Annotated in this window: 17 protein-coding genes; 12 read left to right on the top strand and 5 right to left on the bottom strand. The window is 33.9% G+C overall.

The features are described from left to right. Positions 1-358: 358 nt before the first annotated feature. Positions 359-907 (bottom strand): flavoprotein, encoded by a 549-nt coding sequence (locus JNUCC52_RS02585; protein WP_337981277.1) that lies wholly within the window; start codon positions 905-907, stop codon positions 359-361. A gap of 254 nt (positions 908-1161) precedes the next feature. Here JNUCC52_RS02585 and JNUCC52_RS02580 point away from each other — a divergent pair, with 254 nt between their 5' ends. The 4 genes from JNUCC52_RS02580 to JNUCC52_RS02565 all read left to right on the top strand — a co-directional run bounded on the left by JNUCC52_RS02580 (position 1162) and on the right by JNUCC52_RS02565 (position 5233). Beyond that, positions 1162-1305, top strand: a complete 144-nt coding sequence (locus JNUCC52_RS02580; RefSeq protein WP_337981276.1) for a hypothetical protein — start codon at positions 1162-1164, stop codon at positions 1303-1305. 192 nt (positions 1306-1497) lie between these two features. Next, the gene (locus JNUCC52_RS02575; protein ID WP_337981275.1) at positions 1498-2613 is read left to right on the top strand and encodes a hypothetical protein; all 1116 of its coding nucleotides are present in this window, start codon (positions 1498-1500) and stop codon (positions 2611-2613) included. Further along, positions 2594-3568, top strand: a complete 975-nt coding sequence (locus JNUCC52_RS02570; protein ID WP_337981274.1) for a hypothetical protein — start codon at positions 2594-2596, stop codon at positions 3566-3568. Before JNUCC52_RS02575 ends, JNUCC52_RS02570 begins: the two co-directional genes overlap by 20 nt. A 426-nt stretch (positions 3569-3994) precedes the next feature. Next, on the top strand, positions 3995-5233 hold the full coding sequence (locus tag JNUCC52_RS02565) for an MFS transporter (protein WP_337981273.1): 1239 nt from the start codon (positions 3995-3997) through the stop codon (positions 5231-5233). A gap of 369 nt (positions 5234-5602) precedes the next feature. Here JNUCC52_RS02565 and JNUCC52_RS02560 read toward each other — a convergent pair whose 3' ends face one another. After that, complete coding sequence (locus JNUCC52_RS02560; protein ID WP_337981272.1) at positions 5603-6205, bottom strand: LysE/ArgO family amino acid transporter; 603 nt, start codon at positions 6203-6205, stop codon at positions 5603-5605. 100 nt (positions 6206-6305) lie between these two features. On the opposite strand from JNUCC52_RS02560, the gene JNUCC52_RS02555 reads away from it, so the two are divergent. Next, on the top strand, positions 6306-7745 hold the full coding sequence (locus tag JNUCC52_RS02555) for an aminotransferase-like domain-containing protein (RefSeq protein ID WP_337981271.1): 1440 nt from the start codon (positions 6306-6308) through the stop codon (positions 7743-7745). Between the two features lie 366 nt (positions 7746-8111). Here JNUCC52_RS02555 and JNUCC52_RS02550 read toward each other — a convergent pair whose 3' ends face one another. Then, positions 8112-8690, bottom strand: a complete 579-nt coding sequence (locus tag JNUCC52_RS02550) for a hypothetical protein (RefSeq protein WP_172771410.1) — start codon at positions 8688-8690, stop codon at positions 8112-8114. Positions 8691-8983: 293 nt separating this feature from the next. Between JNUCC52_RS02550 and JNUCC52_RS02545 the strand changes: the two genes are divergently transcribed. Both JNUCC52_RS02545 and JNUCC52_RS02540 read left to right on the top strand, forming a co-directional pair. Beyond that, positions 8984-9217 (top strand): hypothetical protein, encoded by a 234-nt coding sequence (locus JNUCC52_RS02545; RefSeq protein ID WP_172771411.1) that lies wholly within the window; start codon positions 8984-8986, stop codon positions 9215-9217. A gap of 202 nt (positions 9218-9419) precedes the next feature. After that, complete coding sequence (locus JNUCC52_RS02540; RefSeq protein ID WP_337981270.1) at positions 9420-10604, top strand: oxalate decarboxylase family bicupin; 1185 nt, start codon at positions 9420-9422, stop codon at positions 10602-10604. Between the two features lie 56 nt (positions 10605-10660). Here the strand turns inward: JNUCC52_RS02540 and JNUCC52_RS02535 are convergent, their stop codons facing one another. Beyond that, positions 10661-11812: an MFS transporter gene (locus tag JNUCC52_RS02535; RefSeq protein WP_172771413.1), complete on the bottom strand. Its 1152-nt coding sequence runs from the start codon at positions 11810-11812 to the stop codon at positions 10661-10663. A gap of 98 nt (positions 11813-11910) precedes the next feature. Here JNUCC52_RS02535 and yeiL point away from each other — a divergent pair, with 98 nt between their 5' ends. Then, positions 11911-12576 (top strand): transcriptional regulator YeiL, encoded by a 666-nt coding sequence (gene yeiL, locus JNUCC52_RS02530; protein WP_172771414.1) that lies wholly within the window; start codon positions 11911-11913, stop codon positions 12574-12576. Here yeiL and JNUCC52_RS02525 read toward each other — a convergent pair. Further along, positions 12573-12857, bottom strand: a complete 285-nt coding sequence (locus JNUCC52_RS02525) for a hypothetical protein (RefSeq protein ID WP_337981269.1) — start codon at positions 12855-12857, stop codon at positions 12573-12575. The genes yeiL and JNUCC52_RS02525 overlap by 4 nt on opposite strands. Positions 12858-13139: 282 nt before the next feature. Here JNUCC52_RS02525 and JNUCC52_RS02520 point away from each other — a divergent pair, with 282 nt between their 5' ends. The 4 genes from JNUCC52_RS02520 (at position 13140) to JNUCC52_RS02505 (ending at position 19875) form a co-directional block, all read left to right on the top strand. Next, positions 13140-14120: a diaminopimelate dehydrogenase gene (locus JNUCC52_RS02520; protein ID WP_337981268.1), complete on the top strand. Its 981-nt coding sequence runs from the start codon at positions 13140-13142 to the stop codon at positions 14118-14120. Between the two features lie 368 nt (positions 14121-14488). Next, the gene (locus JNUCC52_RS02515) at positions 14489-17599 is read left to right on the top strand and encodes an AfsR/SARP family transcriptional regulator (protein ID WP_337981267.1); all 3111 of its coding nucleotides are present in this window, start codon (positions 14489-14491) and stop codon (positions 17597-17599) included. Between the two features lie 34 nt (positions 17600-17633). Beyond that, complete coding sequence (locus JNUCC52_RS02510) at positions 17634-18464, top strand: alpha/beta fold hydrolase (RefSeq protein WP_337981266.1); 831 nt, start codon at positions 17634-17636, stop codon at positions 18462-18464. A gap of 166 nt (positions 18465-18630) precedes the next feature. Further along, entirely contained in the window at positions 18631-19875 is a 1245-nt protein-coding gene (locus JNUCC52_RS02505) for a substrate-binding domain-containing protein (RefSeq protein ID WP_337981265.1), read from the top strand. Positions 19876-19882 lie beyond the last annotated feature (7 nt).

Below are 19882 nucleotides of genomic sequence, written 5' to 3'. Positions count from 1 at the left end.
TAACCCATTCTTTATCGTAAAAATCCACTTTGCTTTTCACGAGCACAATGTAAGCCGCAACCTTCGCTGTCGCGCAGTTTGTTGCGTCTTACAAATTGTGCTATTCGGAGCAGGAGTTTTCGTAAATTTTTACTAGTGAAAAAATGGTAACTATATAACTTTCCCTAATACCCTCTGTTTATCTCCTTCGCTTATAACAAAACCCATGAAATCAAAGTTTTAACCTATAATTTTAAAGGGACAATTTGATAAATGTCCTTTGAACCACGGCAAAAAATTAATTTTCAAAGATTATTCATATAGTAAGGCTCAGAAACTAGATTAAGAAAAAAGATATTAATCACTCGGGAAAAAATATTTATTCTAAGATTTTGTTTTCATATAAGGACTTAATAATTTTTATTAATTCATGCGGCTTAGGAAGAGCAACTTCAACGGTTTCGTAAATTCTTTCACAAGCTATATATGCCTCGTGAGATTGATTAATAAAAATGTGTCCTTTTTCTTTTAGATAGTTTACGTTGTCTTGAATGATAGGGTTTTTCCACATATTTTGATTCATGTTAGGTGCAATAAGTAATGGCCCTGTAAAATTAAGTATAGAGGCAGTTAAAAGGTTATCAGCAATACCAGAAGAAATTTTTGAAATTGTGTTTGCAGATGCAGGTAGAATGATGAAAATATCTGCCTCTTTCCCAAGGTTAACATGAGGAATAGAGCCTTTTTGGTCATACATTTCCGAATAAACGTTATCAGCGTAGAAAATTAGGCTTTGCTCAGGTACAAATTTTTTTGCTTCTTGGGTTAGGATTATATCAACATGAAAGTATTTTTTTAAATATAATATGTGATTAATAATATCATTAGCTCCAATTGTCCCTGTGATACCTAAAGTAACCTTCTTCATAGCGTCCTCCATAAAAGTAATAATAAACTGAAAAATTTTATTATTAAAAATATAGAATGTCATTATATAAAAATCAATAGGTTTGTAATAATTTAATTATTAAATTTATATCTTTTTAGTGTGATAATAACTATAAAACTGATGATATGTACAATTATAAATTATTAGAAAAATTAGAATTTAGAATTGAAAAATTTAAGCGAACAGGCTAAAATAAAATTGTTTCAAAATATTTCGAAAAGGATGTGATGTTTATGGAGAAATGTAAAGAGAATTTACAACAAGTAGAAGAAAAGGAGTTTTCTTTAGATTTATCTTTAATTGAGAGTTCTCTGACTCTTGAAGGGGAAGATGAAGAATTAGCTCCATTTATGTTGATTCCTGATAAAGTGTGCTAATATTTTGATTTCTTCTGTTTGTAAATGAAGTGGAGGTTTAAATGCCCTCCACTTCATACTATATACATATTGTTTTAATGAATGTTAGCTTAATAGTTTAAATTGTGTTTATTTAGAGTAGCAATTTCTCGAAAAAATATATTTATAATAATCAGAAATTAGATGAATATATAATTTTTTTGAGGTGAATTCATGTTAAATAATATTAAGTCTCAATTAATAAATGATAGATTATTTATTAAAGCATTATACGAACTTAATACTCCTGCCATTGTTTATAATTACAATTTACTTGATACAGTTATAACCTGTTTAAGAGCGCAAATTCCCAAAAATATAAAGTTATTTTACTCTATAAAAGCAAATTCAAATAAAGATTTATTAGTTTTTTTGAAAAATCGTATTGATGGAATAGATGTTGCTTCCATTTATGAATTTAAAGCAGGTATAGAAGCAGGATATAAAAATATTTCAGCTACTGGTCCAAGCTTTAAATCTACAGAAATTCAATACATTTATGAAAATAATGGTTTATTCGATTTTAATTCCATTTCTCAACTTACCAACTGTAATGAGTTTGTTAAAAATAAAGAAGTAGGCATAAGAGTTCCAGTAAAAAATACACGATACAGCAGATTTGGAATAGATATTCATAACAAGCAATTTCAAAAATTCATTGTAGAGAACAATATATCTATAAAAAATATTCATATACATTTTGGCGAAAAAAATCCATTAGATTTATTCGCAATTTTAGAGCAACTAAATGAGATAATGCAACATGAAATTTTAAGTGAAGTAACAACTATTAATATGGGGGGTGGGATAACAAATTTACTATTAAAAGGAGAGATAAAAAATTTTATAAATAAATTGATTGAAAATAAATATACAAATAGGTTTGAAATAATTTTAGAACCTGGGAGAGCTATTACTAGTTTGTGTGGATTTTTAATAACATCAGTAATCGCAGCGGATAATTCAAATACAAAAAATGAAATTATTCTAGATTGTTCTGCTTATAATTTATTCCCATGGTTTTTGCCACGTCCAATAAGTACTAATTCAAAACGCGCAAAAATAATACAAAATTTATGGGGAAATACCTGCTTTGAGAATGATTATTTTGCAAGTAGATTATTTTTTCCAGAATTAAAAATAAATGATAAAGTTATCTTTTATCCTGTAGGAGCTTATTCAAAGAATAATCATAAAAATTTGCATAGAATTCCGTATCCAAATGAATATAGCTATAAAAATAATAAACTAACATTAATTGGTGATCATTATGAATATTCAAGAGATTGACTTTCAGCTACTAAAAGAGCAAAACGATTTAAAGTTACTTGCTAGAAAAATGGGTTTATCAGTAACAAATGTGATTTCGTCAAAAAACAACTTGAAAGATTTGGCACTAAATGAAATTGAAATTGAAAAGCTTCAGTTAAAGTTAAGGAGTAGTTGGCAAGAAAAATCATTTTTAAAATCTAAGGATATATTTAAATCTCCTCCAGAAGATGAAAAAATTCAAACTAATTCAAATAGAAAAATAGAATACGGTTATGAGAGAACTATTCAAGTTCCATCTTTTGAGAATCAATTGCATAGAAATTTCCCTTATTACACTGGTTTTAGTTTAATTTACTCTAGTGCTATGGCTGGTTACCTATGCATATTAAATACATTATCAAAAATTTTTAAAAACAAAAGAAAAATTTTTAGTGGATTCATTGGTGGATATTTTGAAAGTATTTATTTAACACACGATATGAGTAATAGCTATTTTCATATATCTTATCTTCAAAATGAAAATAAAATATCTCAATTAGATTTGACTAAAATTGATGCATTATTTGTAGAACCCGTTAGATATAATTTTAATCTTGAAAAAACCGATGTATTTTATATATTTGAGTATATTAAAACTAATAAGCCCCCAAAAAAAGTTATTTTTTTAATTTTAGATACTACCTTGATGGGAGAAGCATTTCCAATAAATGATCTATTGAACTTGGGTAAGTCAATCGAAAGTTTAATTGTAGTAAATATAAAATCTTGTTTAAAACTGCATCAGGAGGGCTTTGAATTTACCAATGTAGGACTTGTTTCATTTTATTTTCCGAAAAAATTGGACCATATTCGTGAAAAATTATTTACTTTTATGCAAGCTCAGAGAGGAATAACTGGTACAAATCTATCTTTATACGAATATTGTTTGATAGATAATGATTTTTTTATTAATAGCATCAACTATACAAATTAAATTCATGAAAATACCGATCATTTTTTTCGTAATTTAAATTTAAAATGTAATGGTTCAATTATTTCGGAGATAATCTATCCTAATATAGACAAAAAAGTGTGTTCTTTGCATAAATGTCCTTTCATTTTTATAAAACTTAAAACTGAAAAAGAAGAAGATTATTTGAATTTTCTAGAATATATAAGAAATTTCGTAGAGGATTACAAACTTACTATTCCATTAAGAAATAGCTTTGGGTTTAGAAACATTTGTTTACAGTTTATTAAATCAGTAGAAGATCATCAAAAGCTAATCATTAAAGTAGCTCCAGGGAAATTAAGAGGAGTCAAACATTTTCTTTTAATAGAATGCATTAATAAATTAGTGAATTTTAATAACTTTGATCTATTAAATAGTAAGAAAGGATAAAATCTGAGGTGAAGTAAAGTGCTTAAAAATAAGAATTTTATCAGCTTATTTTTAGGAAGAATATTTACGAATATCGGAGATAGCATTTTTTACATATTATCTATGTGGCTAGTATTTGAAGTTACAAAATCGTCCATTTATGTTGGTATTGCAGGCTTCATGTTTACTATACCTTCTATTTTAAATCTATTTTTGGGTCCAATTATTGATAATAATAACCCTAAAAAGTTATATATATTTTCCAGTTTAATGCAAGCTTTATTAATACTCGTTTTACTTGCTATGTTAATTACAGATTCATTTAGTATATGGATATTTTTGTTAATAATCTTTACAACCACTGTCTTTTCAGAAATCACGTATCCTTTAGAAAGTGTTATTATCCCTAGAGTTGTACCTAAGCATAAACTTATTAAAGCAAATTCGATTATGTCGATAGCATATCAAGGACTCGATTTACTTTTTAGTGGTATTGCAGGGATTCTTATATCATTATTTACAATCATCATTTTGTATGGGATTAATTTAATAGCCTTTACAATTCCGATAATATGCATACTTTTTTTAAAAATAACGTATAGAAAGAAAGAAAAATCATCTATAAATGATGAATGGCTACAGTACAAAAAAGATTTTGTTGGTGGTATTCATTTTATTAAGTTGCCTTTAATATTTGATTTATTGTTACCATTGATATTAATCAATTTCTTATTTTCTATTATTTTAGTATCTTTACCATCTTTCGCAGCTTCTCTAGGAGGAAGTTCAACTTATGGACTTATTATTGCTTCGTTAGGTGTTGGATCAGTTATTGGGGCGTTTTTTATAGAAAAAGTACAAGAAATTTTCACATTAGGAAAAGTAATGTCTGTTGGCTTTTTCGCTTCTGGGGTAGCATGGATAGTAATGGTTTTTTCATCACAAGGAAACATTACATTGATGTATTTTTTATTAATCCTATCTTATTCATTTATAGGAGCTATCAATGTTTTATTTACAACTTTATTTCAAAGCCTTCCTTCTGAAAATATGTTGGGTAGAGTGAATACGGCAGTTGAAAGTTTTGTTAGTATTTCTATGCCAATTGGATCATTAGTGGGGGGGATTTTAGCAACTTATCTTCCAACTAGTTATGTTATTTCGACATTTGGCATGGGTCTCATTTTATTAAGCATTTACTATTTAATAAACGCTAGAATTCAAAGATTACCAAAAGTAACAGAGTTGATAGATGGTGATTATTTTAAAAATTTATAATAAGTATTCAGTTAAAAGAAATATCGAATGACATTATAATCTTTAGCACAAATTAAGAGTGTCTGTAAGTATAAAAAAGTAAAGTAGAAGTAAGTACTAAAATCGAACCAATACTAAAATCTTAATTACTTAGATTGGAACTTAAAAATTTAAAAAATATAGAAAGATTACTATAAATTAATGATTTTGAAACATTAAGACCACTCCATATCGGGTGGTCTTAATGAAAATTAAAAAATTATAAAAAGCGACTTGGAGCAACCATCATTGCAAATATGAATAACGATATTTAAAGATAAGCTTATTAAAATATAATACATAAAACCCAAAACGTTGATTTATCAATGTAATCTAAATTATGTAACTCAATTAAAGTAAAGCACTCAGTAAATAAATAGCGGTTGCCCAAATAAAGATTGCTGAGCATTTATTGAAGATGTTCATCAGCTTGCCAGAGCTATCGAGCTTTTTAAAAGAAGCACCAGCTAGTGTAAGACCGAAAAACCATAACCACGAAATGAGCACACATGCAGTAGTAAAGAGTATTTGTTCTGTGCCATTATATTTTAATGCGCTTGTGCCAATCACGCCGATTGTATCTAAAATAGCATGTGGATTTAATAACGAAACAGACAGCGCAAATACAATTTGTTTTTTGACGGGCATTGCTTCGCTCTTTTCGCTAGTGGTTGCTGTCGAGCGCCAAATACTATAGCCGATGTATAACAGAAACACGATACCAACGCACATTAAAGCGATACGTAGCCATTCAAATTGCAAAACAATAACGGATAACCCAAAAACAGCAAGCAAAATCAATAAAGTATCGCAAAGAGCTGCCGTAATAGCAGCTGGTAAGGCAAGCATTAAACGTTGTTGTGTAGCTCCTTGTGTAAAAACGAAGACGTTTTGCACACCTAGAGGTAAAATAAGTCCGAATGCTAATAGCATCCCATGTAGAAATGCCTCCAATGACAATCCCTCCTTCCAATACACATTCTACCTATGATATAACTATAAGAAAACGACCAATTGGATGGTATTTCACCCACCCAATTTATGAGGTGAAAATATGAATTGGCAACCAACCAGACATGGGGATAGGACTTTACAGCAACAAATTGTAGCATGGGCAACAGAGCGCATTGAGCGAGGGGATTGGGTTGCAGGAACGAAGCTACCAACGCAAAGACAACTTGCAATGCAATTAGGGGTTAACAGAAGTACTGTTCAGCAGGCATTAGAGGAACTAAAAGCTATAGGCATACTTGAAACGACGGTAGGTTCAGGTATTTATGTTGCAAATGCTTCCTGGCATTCATTAGTTAAGCAAAGACAACCAAATTGGCAAATATTCATTGAATCGAGTCTTCACAAACCAAATTACCATACGATTCAATTGATCAATGAATACGAGCAACGAGATGATATTATTCGCTTAGGTACAGGGGAGCTTGCACCAAGCCTTTTGCCAACGAGTGAAATGGAGGCATCGATGAAGGAACTATCGCTACAGCCGAAAGCTTTAGGGTATTCATCTCCGCAAGGTAACATGCAATTGCGGGAAGCCATTTGCCAATATGTACAAAAAAGAGGCATACAGGCTGAACCTGAAAATGTTTGTATCGTTTCAGGTGCATTACAAGCATTGCAGCTCATTGCGGTCGGTCTACTAGAGCAAGGTTCCATTGTATTTCAAGAAAAAACGTCCTATTTAAATTCAGTTCATCCATTCCAATCTGTCGGCATGCAAATGATGGCAATCGATCGTGATGAACAACTCGCCCAATCATTAATGCACAAGAAAAGAAAAAGACAGGCTGTTTTTTATGCGGTACCTACATTAAATAATCCAACTGGAGAAGTGTGGACTTCGCAAGAAAAAAGGCAACTCTACGAGGCATGCAAACAATCGCGTATCCCTATTATTGAGGATGATGTCTATCATGAATTACTTTTTCAAGAGGAATCTTCAGCGATTAAATCAATGGATGATAGTGGACAAGTTTTATACATTGGCAGTGTTTCAAAAACACTCAGCCCAGGACTACGCATTGGCTGGTTAATCGGACCAACAACAGTAATTGAACGATTAGCAGATATAAAAATGCAAACTGACTATGGTTCTAGTGCCATTTCACAGGAAATTGTGTTGCACTGGCTGCAATCAGGTAAATATGAACGCCATATTGAAGGCTTACGCCATGAGCTTTTGCAGCGGGCAAATTTTGTTGAGAACTTATTACATGAAAAATTGAAGGACATTGCGAGTTGGCAACAACCAAAAGGAGGTTTTTATATATGGCTAAAATTTAATGCTCCGCTTGTAGATAAAGCATTTTTTATGAAGTTATTGCAGTTGAATGTTCTTATCAATCCTGGCTATATTTATGATGCGCAAGATAACCAGCATATCCGACTTTCATATGCTTATGCATCACGAGAAGAATTGCAATATGGGATAGAAATGATGGTTCAAGTGGCAAAGTCTCATGTGAAAAAATTGTACTAAAAAATCTCACATGTATATTGAGGGATATAAAAAAGCGTTTTGTATCTTGTAAAAAAGAAGCAAAACGCTTTTTTCTGATATATTAATTGGCCAGTATCTACAATTACTTATCCATTATGTGCAAAAAACCTAAGTAGGATAGAATGCCAGTTACTATAAAATAGAATGTCGCTGGAATAGCTCTTTTTTGTGGAGTATGGTATTTACGACTCAAAAAATATTCAAAGGTAAATATGTTTAACACCATTAGAATAAAAAGTATGACAGTAGGGTAGATGGTTTGTGTGATATGATACATGGTTAGACACGTAAATAGAAAGATAGTTGAAAAATTAACAGAAAGTAGGTATGTTTTCAAAAAAATTTTTAGTTTGGACATGCAAGTGACCCCAAATAGTAAGCCGCAGCAATACCAGTCCCAACTGTCCAACCTACTGGTCCTGAAATACCTAATAATACACCAGCTCCTGAAACAGCTGCAGCATGGGCAAGACCTAAGCCTCCTAACCATTTACTACATGATCTTTTTACGATACGTGGTGCATTCGCAGTTCCATATTGAATAAGATTTCTAGATTTAACTAGTAATTCTGTCGTTTCACCATTTCCGTTTTCTTCAGCTAATTTAGTATTTATGTCAGCAATTGCTAAATTAATCTCCTCAGCAGTAATAATAGAATTAATGTTTTGTAATTTTATCTCCATCTCTGCGATATTAGAAAGTGTAAAAACACCAACACCATTTTTTCTTTCGAAAGATACATGATCTGTTATAATCTGAGCTTCTTCAAGCTGTTGTTCAGAAAATATGACATTGTCAGTAGCATCTTCTATAGTTTTATTTTCCACAGCTTTAGCTTCACTAAGGTTAAATGGCAAAATAACTAAATTTGAAATTAAAGACATTGAAACAATCGTTACAATCGACTTTTTTTTCGAAAACATCCTATTTCTCTTCTCCTTTCATTAATTTACTTCCATATGGAATAGTGGTGTTGGCATTATGATGCCTTTTAGTTAATTGAATAGCTGAGGCGATAAGGAAAGCGATGATAAAAATTTAAAACTATTAAGCGGTTAAAAGCTGAAATTTCATATATATTCCTCCCGTTTAATGGTTGTTATATAATTAATTTTAAGAAAAATCAGAGAAATTTCAACTTTTATTGAAAATTCCGTTTATATCGTATTTAATAAGGATAATATTAACTTTTTTATAAATTAAAGGGGAGTGTATTATGGAAGACAAAATTGTAGGTTCACTGTTTTTACTTATCGCAGCAATTTTCATTTCAACACAATATATTGTGACGGCTATCCTAGTCTCAAATTTATCGTATGCAAGTAAGGAATCTTTCTATCATTCATTTTTTGATTCGGGCTACGTGTTATTTCTTTTCAGTTTAATTTTCTTTATCGTAGGTATTCTTTTCTTGGTTAGAGGCTTTTCTCATCATAGAATGAATGAGTAATCTATTAAAATGCAAATACATATAGGGTCAAATATCATCACAAAAGAAAGAACTTTTGCAGCTCCACTTTTACCAGCTTAGGTGAAAGTGGGGCTATTTTAATGATGGACTCATTACAAGTGCTGAACCTTACATTAAAAGAATAAAACAAATGATGCATCATACATTTTATATAACGACTACTTGATGAAGAGGTGAATAGTTGGATAACAAGCCAGAGGGCTATTATTATGTTCCGCAGCCTATTCGCAATGATGGTGCGGGCGGGGTGGATAAAGGGCCGCGAGATATTATGCGGGATTTAGAAAATCCAGATATGCTAGTTCCACCAATAACAGATGCAGGTCTTTTACCGAACTTGAAATTTTCCTTTTCTGATACACATATGACGTTAAATAATGGTGGATGGTCTAGAGAAATTACTGTGCGAGATTTGCCAATCGCCACTACATTGGAAGGCGTCAATATGAGTTTGACACCTGGTGGCGTGCGTGAACTTCATTGGCATCAACAGGCGGAATGGTCCTACATGCTTCTTGGTCATGCTCGCATTACTGCCGTCGATCAAAATGGGCATAATTTTATTGCCGATGTTGGACCAGGCGATTTATGGTATTTCCCGCCAGGTATACCTCATTCCATTCAAGGGCTTGAAGATGGCTGTGAATTTCTACTAGTGTTTGACGATGGGCATTTTTCAGATCTAAACACATTATCTATATCTGACTGGTTTGCGCATACGCCGAAAGATGTGTTGTCGTCTAATTTTGGTGTTCCGATGAGTGCTTTTAATCATATACCAAAAGAACAAGTTTACATTTATCAAGATATAGTCCCTGGACCTATTGAAACCCAGCAAGTACAATCTCCCTATGGTAAGGTTCCTCTATCATTTAAACATCGTCTGCTTGCTCAAACGCCAATTAAAACACCTGGTGGCAGTGTGAGAATTGTCGATTCCACGAATTTTCCGATTTCCAAAGCTATTGCCGCGGCACTCGTCGAGATTGAGCCTGGTGCGATGAGGGAGCTACATTGGCATCCGAATAATGATGAATGGCAATATTACCTTCAAGGAACAGGGCGTATGACCGTGTTTGCAGGAAACGGTACAGCTAGAACCTTTGATTATCGAGCGGGAGATGTCGGCTACGTGCCGTTTGCAAATGGTCACTATATTGAGAATACGGGGACTGAAACGTTATGGTTCCTTGAAATATTTAAAAGTGATCGATTCCAGGATGTTTCATTAAATCAATGGATGGCGCTTACACCATCTGAATTAGTAAAAAGCAATTTACAGGTTGGTCCTGAACTTCTCAATGCATTACGAAAGGAAAAATGGCCAGTAGTCAAATATCCTGGATTTTCTTATTATCCAAGATAAGCATATAGAAAAGCAGGTGGAGAAAGATACATAGTCTTTCATCACCTGCTTGCTTTTTAATAATGGAATTTATTTCGAGTAGCTAGCAATATCCCGATTGCTGGCACAGTACAAATCAACATCGCGGCAAAGGCAAGACCAGGGGAAATTTCGTATAAATAGCCACCTAAAAATGTAAGAATGGCGGTACTTAAACCCATTGCCAGTGCTGAATAGATACCTTGTGCATTTGGAATTTGCTCTTTCGGTAAGTTTTTCGTTAAATAACCGATAAAGGCATAGTGCGCAAGCGCAAATGATAGAGAATGTAATATTTGCGAGCCGATAAATACCCAAACGTTTGGAAATAGGAAGATAAGTAACCAACGTAATGATGAGCCACTAGCCGCTAGCAATAATAAAGAAGAAGAGCGCCATTTTTTAAACAGCGTATCAGCCTTCATAAAATATAAAATTTCACAAATAACTGCGATGTTAATAATCATCCCCATATAGAATGGATCCACGTGTAAATCTTCTAAATAAATATAGCCATAGCTATAGTAGGAAGCATGTGCACCTTGTAATAAAATCACGATAAATAACACAATAGGGAAACCTTTAAGAGTCCATAATGTTTTCATTGAAAGTGATTGCGCTCGTTGTTCCTTCGTTGGAACAATGAGTAATTCTTTTGGTGTGGCCAATTGTTGCATTAATAACATACCAATTATGCCTAGAATCATACTCCAGAAAATAACTTGTTTACCAAAAACACCCGTTAACATACTAATAATAAGTACAGCAATTACGAAGCCGAATGAACCGTAAGAGCGACTTTTACCGTAATGGACGTTGCCATGTTGCACAAGTGTTGCCGCACTGCTTTCTACGGCAGGTAATAGAGCAGGATAAAAAATACTAAATAAGATCGTTACAAAAAGAAGTGAGGAAAAGCTAGTACTTGGAATGTAAAGTAAAGCCGTTAGCAATGCGCCAATTGCTAAAATTGTCGTTAAGCGCTTATTGTGTACGTATTTTGCAAGGGTGGGAAAGAAAAATAGATTGGACGTTGCTCGAGCTAAAAGACCACAGCCCATAACGACACTAGCTTGAGATACGGTAATGTGTTTTGCATCGACTAACCACCCTGTCCAATATGGTAAAAAAATGCCCCATGTAAAAAAGAATGTAAAGAAACTTTGAGAAAGCCAACGTTGATTGTTCATAAAATTTGGTACCTCCATTTAACTATGTTGAATAATAGCATGTTCCTCGCTACAATAATGTGAGATATCTCATATTTTTGAATAGGAGTTCAGAAAAAATGCAAAAACTTACAGGTGAAGAACGTTCTTACTATATAAAAAAATTTAATATTGATGATTTTTTCTCTTTTGACTATCATCCATTTATTGAAATATGTAAATTTGAAAAGGGAGAATGGATTTTCAAAGAAGGATGCTTTCCAGATACGATGTACTATATGATGGAAGGCAAAGCAAAACTATATGTGACGCATAAAAATGGTAAGGTTTCTTTGATTGAATATATTCAAGCACCATGCTTTATGGGGGAAATTGAATTGCTAAATGAGGCGAGATATACAAAAGGGATTCAAACTGTTACAGAAACCATTTGTTTATCGATTGCAACACAGGGATGTAAAGATTTGTTGCTGGCAGATGCGCCATTTTTACGTCGATTATGTGTATTTCTCGGGGAGAAGGCTTCCAATATGACATCAAAATACACGCAAAATCAGGCTTATCCACTTGAAAATCGATTAGCGGCTTTTATCAAGCTATCATCTGACAATGGAATTTATAAAGAAAAACATACGGAAATATGTGAGTATTTGGGGGTATCATATCGTCATTTATTATATGTACTTGCTCAATTTTGTGAGGATCATATTTTGGAAAAGCAAAAAAATGGCTATCATATAGTCGATGAAAAACGGCTTTCTCGATTAGCGCAAGAAATTCATTAAAAGGTGCTTTCATTGTACTCACTTTTTTTAATAAACCAGCGTGCTATTTGCTTCTCACTATGGTAATTACTATGTGTTTCGCTAATATCACGCGCATTTATTGGAATTGATAGAGGCATATTGACAGGACAAGGGTTTTTTTGCATTGCTCGTTCATTGCTGAGGTGCTTACTTGTAGAAAACCTTGCATCTAAAACCCTCAATGGTGAAACGAAAATTGCGTTATCTTTGGGATTTAAAAAAACCACTGTTTTACATAGTGAATAACCATTACCTTTCATTCAACATGCCCCCTTTATTGTTATTTATATTGTACAAGACCTTTATTGCAAAAAGTCTTAATTTACAAGCCTTTTACGAAAGCTTAAAGGTTCGTCATATTTTTTAATATTTTGTAACCGTATTCATGCCATTAATGTATAGAAATCATAGAAAATTTGTATAATTTCAAGACAAAAACACGTACTCAAACTATTGTGAATTTTTCTAACTCAAAGTATTATTGTAATTAGATTTAACGTGAATGTTTTCACATTGTCACGTTAACGTGAGGAGGAATTTTAATGAGTGCAATTCGAGTAGGTATTGTCGGTTATGGAAATTTAGGGCGCGGTGTAGAATTCGCTATTTCGCAAAATCCAGATATGGAATTAGTAGCAGTTTTCACACGTCGTGATCCTTCAACAGTGAGCGTTGCAAGTAACGCAAACGTATATTTAGTAGATGATGCTGAAAAATTCCAAGATGACATTGATGTAATGATTTTATGTGGTGGTTCTGCAACTGATTTACCTGAACAAGGACCACATTTTGCGCAATGGTTTAATACAATTGACAGTTTTGATACTCATGCGAAAATTCCAGAGTTTTACGAAGCGGTAAACGCTGCAGCACAAAAATCTCGTAAAGTATCTGTAATTTCAGTAGGTTGGGATCCAGGTTTATTTTCTTTAAATCGTGTGTTAGGAGAGGCTGTATTACCAGTAGGCACAACGTACACATTCTGGGGCGATGGCTTAAGTCAAGGCCACTCAGATGCAGTACGTCGTATTGAAGGGGTTAAAAATGCTGTTCAATATACATTACCAATCAAAGATGCAGTGGAACGTGTTCGAAATGGCGAAAATCCAGAACTTACTACACGTGAAAAACATGCACGTGAATGTTGGGTAGTGCTTGAAGATGGTGCAGATTCGGCAAAAGTGGAACAAGAAATTGTGACAATGCCAAATTATTTCGATGAGTATAACACAACTGTAAACTTTATTTCTGAAGAAGAATTTAATGCTAATCATACAGGTATGCCACATGGTGGTTTCGTTATTCGCAGTGGAGAAAGTGGCGCTGACGATAAACAAATTCTAGAATTCTCCTTAAAACTTGAAAGTAATCCAAACTTCACTTCAAGTGTCCTTGTAGCGTATGCTCGTGCAGCACACCGATTAAGCCAAGCAGGCGACAAAGGGGCAAAAACAGTACTCGATATTCCATTCGGTCTGTTATCTCCAAAATCAGCTGCGCAATTACGTAAGGATTTACTATAATTAAAGCTAAAATCCCGATTATCGATCATGATAATCGGGATTATTTTTGTTCGATAGAATACTAACTATATACAGAATAAGATGTAAGGATATAATTGGTATTATTGAGGGATTGCCCATTGTGCAGTCAATCTAACTCTTTTTTCTTTTGTCCCACATAATTCATTGGAATAATGTAAAACTACATATAGTATATGGTAAACTGTCAATAATTTAACTTTCGAAAACAATGGCATAAAATTTATGTCACTACCCGTATAACCGTAATTAGGGGGAGGTAAGTGTAAGTAATGACAGCAGATATAATTATTCATTCAAAGTGTATTCCACCTAGTCCGTCTAATCATTGTATACGTAGAGCGTCACTAATGAAAAAACTAAAGAAAGGTCTTGGACATACTTGTACATTTATTCATAGTGGTGCTGGATACGGAAAGACTACAATTCTTGCACAATTTTTACATGCGGAATCTAGTAAATTTTCTTGGTATAGTGTTTCAGATGAGGACGATAATATATTACCCTTTCTAAGACATTTACTTCATAGTATAAAGCGAATAGTACCACAGTTTGGTGAACAATTTAACAAATGGCATCAGCTATCACGCTTTCCAAAAATCGAAGAACTAAATCGGTGGTATAAGCTATTTGTTAATAGTTTATGTGAGATTCAAGATTCCTTTTTGGTTGTTATTGATGATTATCATTTAGTAGACCATGAGTTTCATATTAACTATGTAATGGAAAGAATCATTGAATTTTCACCTCCAAATATCCATTTTATCTTTGCCTCTAGAACATTACCGAATTGGGATATAATTAGAAAACTAAAAATGCATATGAAAGCGCATTTTATTACAGAGGCCGATTTAGCATTTACAGATGAAGAAATTGCTGTTTTCTTTGAAGATTATGCTGCAATCCATCTTACGGAAGATGAAATATCAAAAGTATTAAATATTACAGAAGGATGGGCAATTAGCATTGCATTGCTAGCTGAGCAATGGAACAATGAAGCATTAGATTACTGGTTAACGATCCATTCAAATGATCTTTTTACCTACTTATCAGAAGAAGTATTTTTAAAGATGAGTAACTACGAGCAAGATGTACTACTCAAATTGGCCATTTTTCCAACTTTCTCTGTAGAATTAATTACTGACTTTTATAATAGAGAAACGGCAGAAACGTTAAAACTGTTATTGCAAAAGCATCTGTTTATTCAACCAGTTGCTGAAAATGGCTCTTTTCGTTTTCATGCTTTATTTAGCCGATTTTTAGAAATGAAGTGGCAGCAATTCCCTACAAACTATGTAAATTTACATAAAAAGGCAGCTTTATATTATGTCAATAACAACAACATTCATGCCATTTTACACCATGCATTTAAATCAAATGACGCACATTTCAGTGGTGAGCTTCTACAAAATCATGCGGAGAGTATAGTAAAAGCTGGTCAGTTTGAATGGCTGTTAGAGAAAATTCACCGTTTTTCAGCTGATGTAAAAATAAAATTTTATCGTTTGTATTTTTTTGAGGGGGAGTGCCACCGTTATCGTGCCTATTATGAAAAGGCAAAAAATGCATACGAAATGAGTGAGCAGCTTGCTAAGAGGAACAACGATGCACTCTTTATGACAAAGGCACAGGCTGGGTTAGCCCACATTTATCTTGATACAATTCAGCCTGCTTTAGCAGAACCCTATTTAAAACAAGCATTACAATTAGCGCCAAATGCGGCATTAAGCAAGGAAGAACATATAGAATTACAACGACAGTATACTGAAAATTTAGTGAATTTAGGGAAAGCGCATAAGGCAAAACAATTTATAGAAGAAGTTAATTTAAATGAAGCGGTTTTATATAGAGCAAATGTTGATGTGCGGATTATGTTAAGGACAGGGCAATTAGTGGAGGCAAAAAATCTATTGATTAAAAGATTGGAAATGCCTCCGCAATTGGTTGCCACTCATAGGGAAAGTGAGCTCTTAGCATCTTTCGTTTTTGCTTTATTAGGTCAAGGCGTAGAAGCTTGGTATACGGCACAGCACGGTATTCGGAGGGGTATGCGTGAAAAGTCCATTTTTATCGAGGCTGTTGGCTATAATCGAAAGGCTCATGCTTTGCTGTTATTAGATTATCCTAATTATGAAGTCGCTTGTGTTGCTTATGAGAAAGCCATTGCACTAATGAATACCATTAATATTTCACGTGTAAAGGCTGAACCGTATATGGGACTGGCGATTGCCAAACATGCACTTGGGGATTATGTATCTGCTCGAAAATACTTAGCACTAGGTCTACAAGAAACTGAACAAGTACAAGACGCTTGGATGACAGCACTTATTTTACTTGCTGAAGTGAAGGTAATGATTTCATGTAATGAATGGCAAGAGGCAAGCCAAATATTATTAAAAGCACATAAGCTATTTCTCGATTGTGGCGATCGATATGGGGAGATGCATGTTTTTTTCTACCAATCTGTCATCGCCTTCAAAGAGAATAATGCTGTCGCATTTACACATTATTTTAAACTTTTTGCTAGTCATTGTATTGATAATGGCTACGAATATTTTTTTCAAAGAAAAACGATTCTCGGTCCAACGAATTTAACGATTTTTTACGAGCTATTACAGTATAGCAAGAGCTGGAAGGAAGATAATCCAGCGATTCAAGCGTTGCGAAATTATTTCCAAATGGAAGGGAACGTTGTTTATCATACAGAAGAAATTCAAATTAATTTATTTGGTAGTTTAAATTTAATAAGAAACTATCGCAAACTAGGAGATAAAGAATGGCAGAGAGAAAAATCGAAGGAACTTTTTGTATATTTATATTGCCATCGCCAAAGGTATATGCCTAAAGAGGAAATTGCACAGGCACTATGGCCTGACCGTTCAGTAGAAACATTAGATCGTGACTTTAAAGTAGTATTAAACACGTTATTAAAAGTGCTAGAACCGAAGCGCAATGCTCGTCAAGATAGCTTTTTTATTCATCGTAAAAACAATATGTATCAACTACAGCATATTCAATTTTTGCATATCGATGTCGAACGTTTTCATTACTATTATGCATTAGGAATGGAAGAATTTGATCCACTATTATCAAATGAGTGGTTGCAAATTGCTGCCGATAGTTACAAAGATGTTTTGTATGCTGAAAAAAAGCAAATTGATTGGCTGACGCAAGATCGTGACAAGTTGCAAACTTTATATATTGAAGTACTTGAACGATTAGCTCAAAATGCAACACGACTACAGCAGTTTAAACAAGCTATTTTTTATGCAGAAAAGATTGTTCAAGAAGATGTACTTTGGGAGGAAGGATACCGTCTTTTAATGTATAGTTATTATCAATTAGGGAACAGATCACTTGCATTAAAATGGTATGAAAAATGTGTGCACAATTTACAAAAAGAACTCAATACATCACCTATGGAGCCGACAATGGCTGTATTCGATTTAATAATGAATTAGCACACAGATATGTTGAAATATTGGAGGAGCAAATATGCCATTTTGCAAAGGTACGCATGCGAATATTTATTATGAAGTGATTGGGGAAGGAATACCCATTATTATGTTACATGGATTTTCTCCAGATCATCGGCTTATGAAAGGATGTATGGAGCCGATCTTTAAAGAAAGAGATGGCTGGAGTCGTATATATATGGACCTTCCAGGCATGGGCAAGACAAAAAACTATGAAAACATAAGTAATTCAGATGATATGTTGGAGACTGTACTAGCGTTTATCAATACATTGCTGCCCAATCAACCGTATGTCATAGTTGGGGAATCGTATGGTGGTTATTTAACAAGAGGTGTTATGCAAAATCAGAGGGATCGTATTTTAGGTGCTGCCTTTATTTGTCCGATGATTGTACCTGAAAAGCAAGAACGCACAGTACCTGCACATTCGATTATAGCGGCAGACCAGCAATTTCTAGCAACATTAACGAAACAAGAAGTAGACGATTTTAGTTCAAACCAAGTTGTTCTTGATGAATATAACTGGCAACGCTATTCAAATGAAGTATTAGCTGGTTGCCAAATAGCAGATGTACATTTTCTAGAAAAGATTCAACAAAGCTATGGCTTTTCTTTTCATCTAGAAAATATTATGTTTCATCAACCAAGTCTCTTTTTATTAGGCAAACAAGATGTCGTTGTAGGCTATAAAGATGCTTTTGATGTGTTAGATTTATTCCCAAGAGCGACCTTCTCGATTTTAGATCGAGCAGGTCATAACCTACAAATTGAACAATCCAATATTTTTCTTACACTTATGAGCGAGTGGCTAGATCGAGTAAACGAATCAAATCGCTCTTTTTTCTTGTAGGAGTAAAAAACTTTTCACTTGAGTTCGGTCTTGTACCGAACTCTTTTTGTATTTCCTTACTTATGCAAAAGAAAATTTGTAACTGATTTGTAACTGGACTTTTATATAGTAAGTGCATAGCAACGAAAGCGCTTTCTTTACAACTCATTTTGAAAGGGGTTTTGGGATGAAAAAGGTTTGGTTATTGTTACTGTTAGCCGTTTTATCATTGATGATGGTGGCTTGTAATGGAGAAGGGGCAAAAGATATTTCAGCAGATGATCCTGCTTCAAATGATGAGGGCAAAGGCTCTGAGGGGGATGCTGGGGGGGGTACAATTAAAATCGGTGTTCTTGCATCCCTGACAGGTGCCCTCGAATCCTATGGGAAGCAAACACAACGTGGATTTGATTTAGGCATCGAATATGCAACAAACGGTAGCATGGAGGTAAACGGTAAAAAAATTGAAATTGTATATGAAGATACAGAAACAAAACCTGAGGTAGCCGTACAGAAGGCTACAAAGCTTTTGGAGGATGATAAGGTAGATTTCTTAGTTGGCTCATCTAGCTCAGGTGATACGCTCGCTGTATTACCACTCGCGGAAGAATACGAAAAAATTATGGTCGTTGAACCAGCGGTAGCAGATAGTATTACAGGTTCGGAATTTAATGACTATATATTCCGCACAGGGCGTAACTCATCACAGGATGCATACGCAGCAGCAGCTGCCATCGCAGGCAAAGGTGTGAAAATTGCGACGTTTGCGCCAGATTATTCATTCGGTTGGGATGGTGTGAAAGCATTTAAAACAGCTGCAGAGGAACTAGGTGCAGAAATCGTGTTAGAGGAGTATGCAGACCCTGCTGCTACTGACTTTACCTCTAATTTACAAAAGGTAATTGATGCAAAGCCAGATTACTTATTTGTCGTATGGGCTGGGGCAAACTCTCCTTGGAATCAAATTGCCGATCTTAAAATTCAAGAAAAAGGCATAAAAATTTCTACAGGAGCGCCTGATATTATTGCCCTGAAGTTTATGAACCCGCTAATAGGCATGGAAGGATTCTCGGTTTACTATCATACGTTACCGCAAAATGAAGTGAATAAATGGTTAGTTGATGAGCATCAAAAACGATTTAATGAAGTACCTGATTTATTTACTCCAGGTGGGATGTCTGCTGCTATTTCAATTGTAGAAGCATTGAAAAAATCACAAGGGGACGTAGATGCAAAGAAACTAATTGGCATTATGGAAGGTATGTCATTTGAAACACCAAAAGGGAAGATGACTTTTCGGGAAGAAGATCACCAAGCTTTACAGTCAATGTATTCTATTCGTTTAGAACAACAAGAGGGTATCGATTACCCAGTGCCAGTACTCATTCGTGAACTAAGCCCTGAGGAAACTGCACCACCTGTTATGAACTAGACTTTTC

Source organism: Lysinibacillus sp. JNUCC-52 (assembly GCF_015999545.1).
Lineage (GTDB): Bacteria > Bacillota > Bacilli > Bacillales_A > Planococcaceae > Lysinibacillus.
The sequence above is the reverse complement of the archived record's forward strand: the minus strand, read 5'-3'. Positions and strand labels throughout refer to the sequence as shown.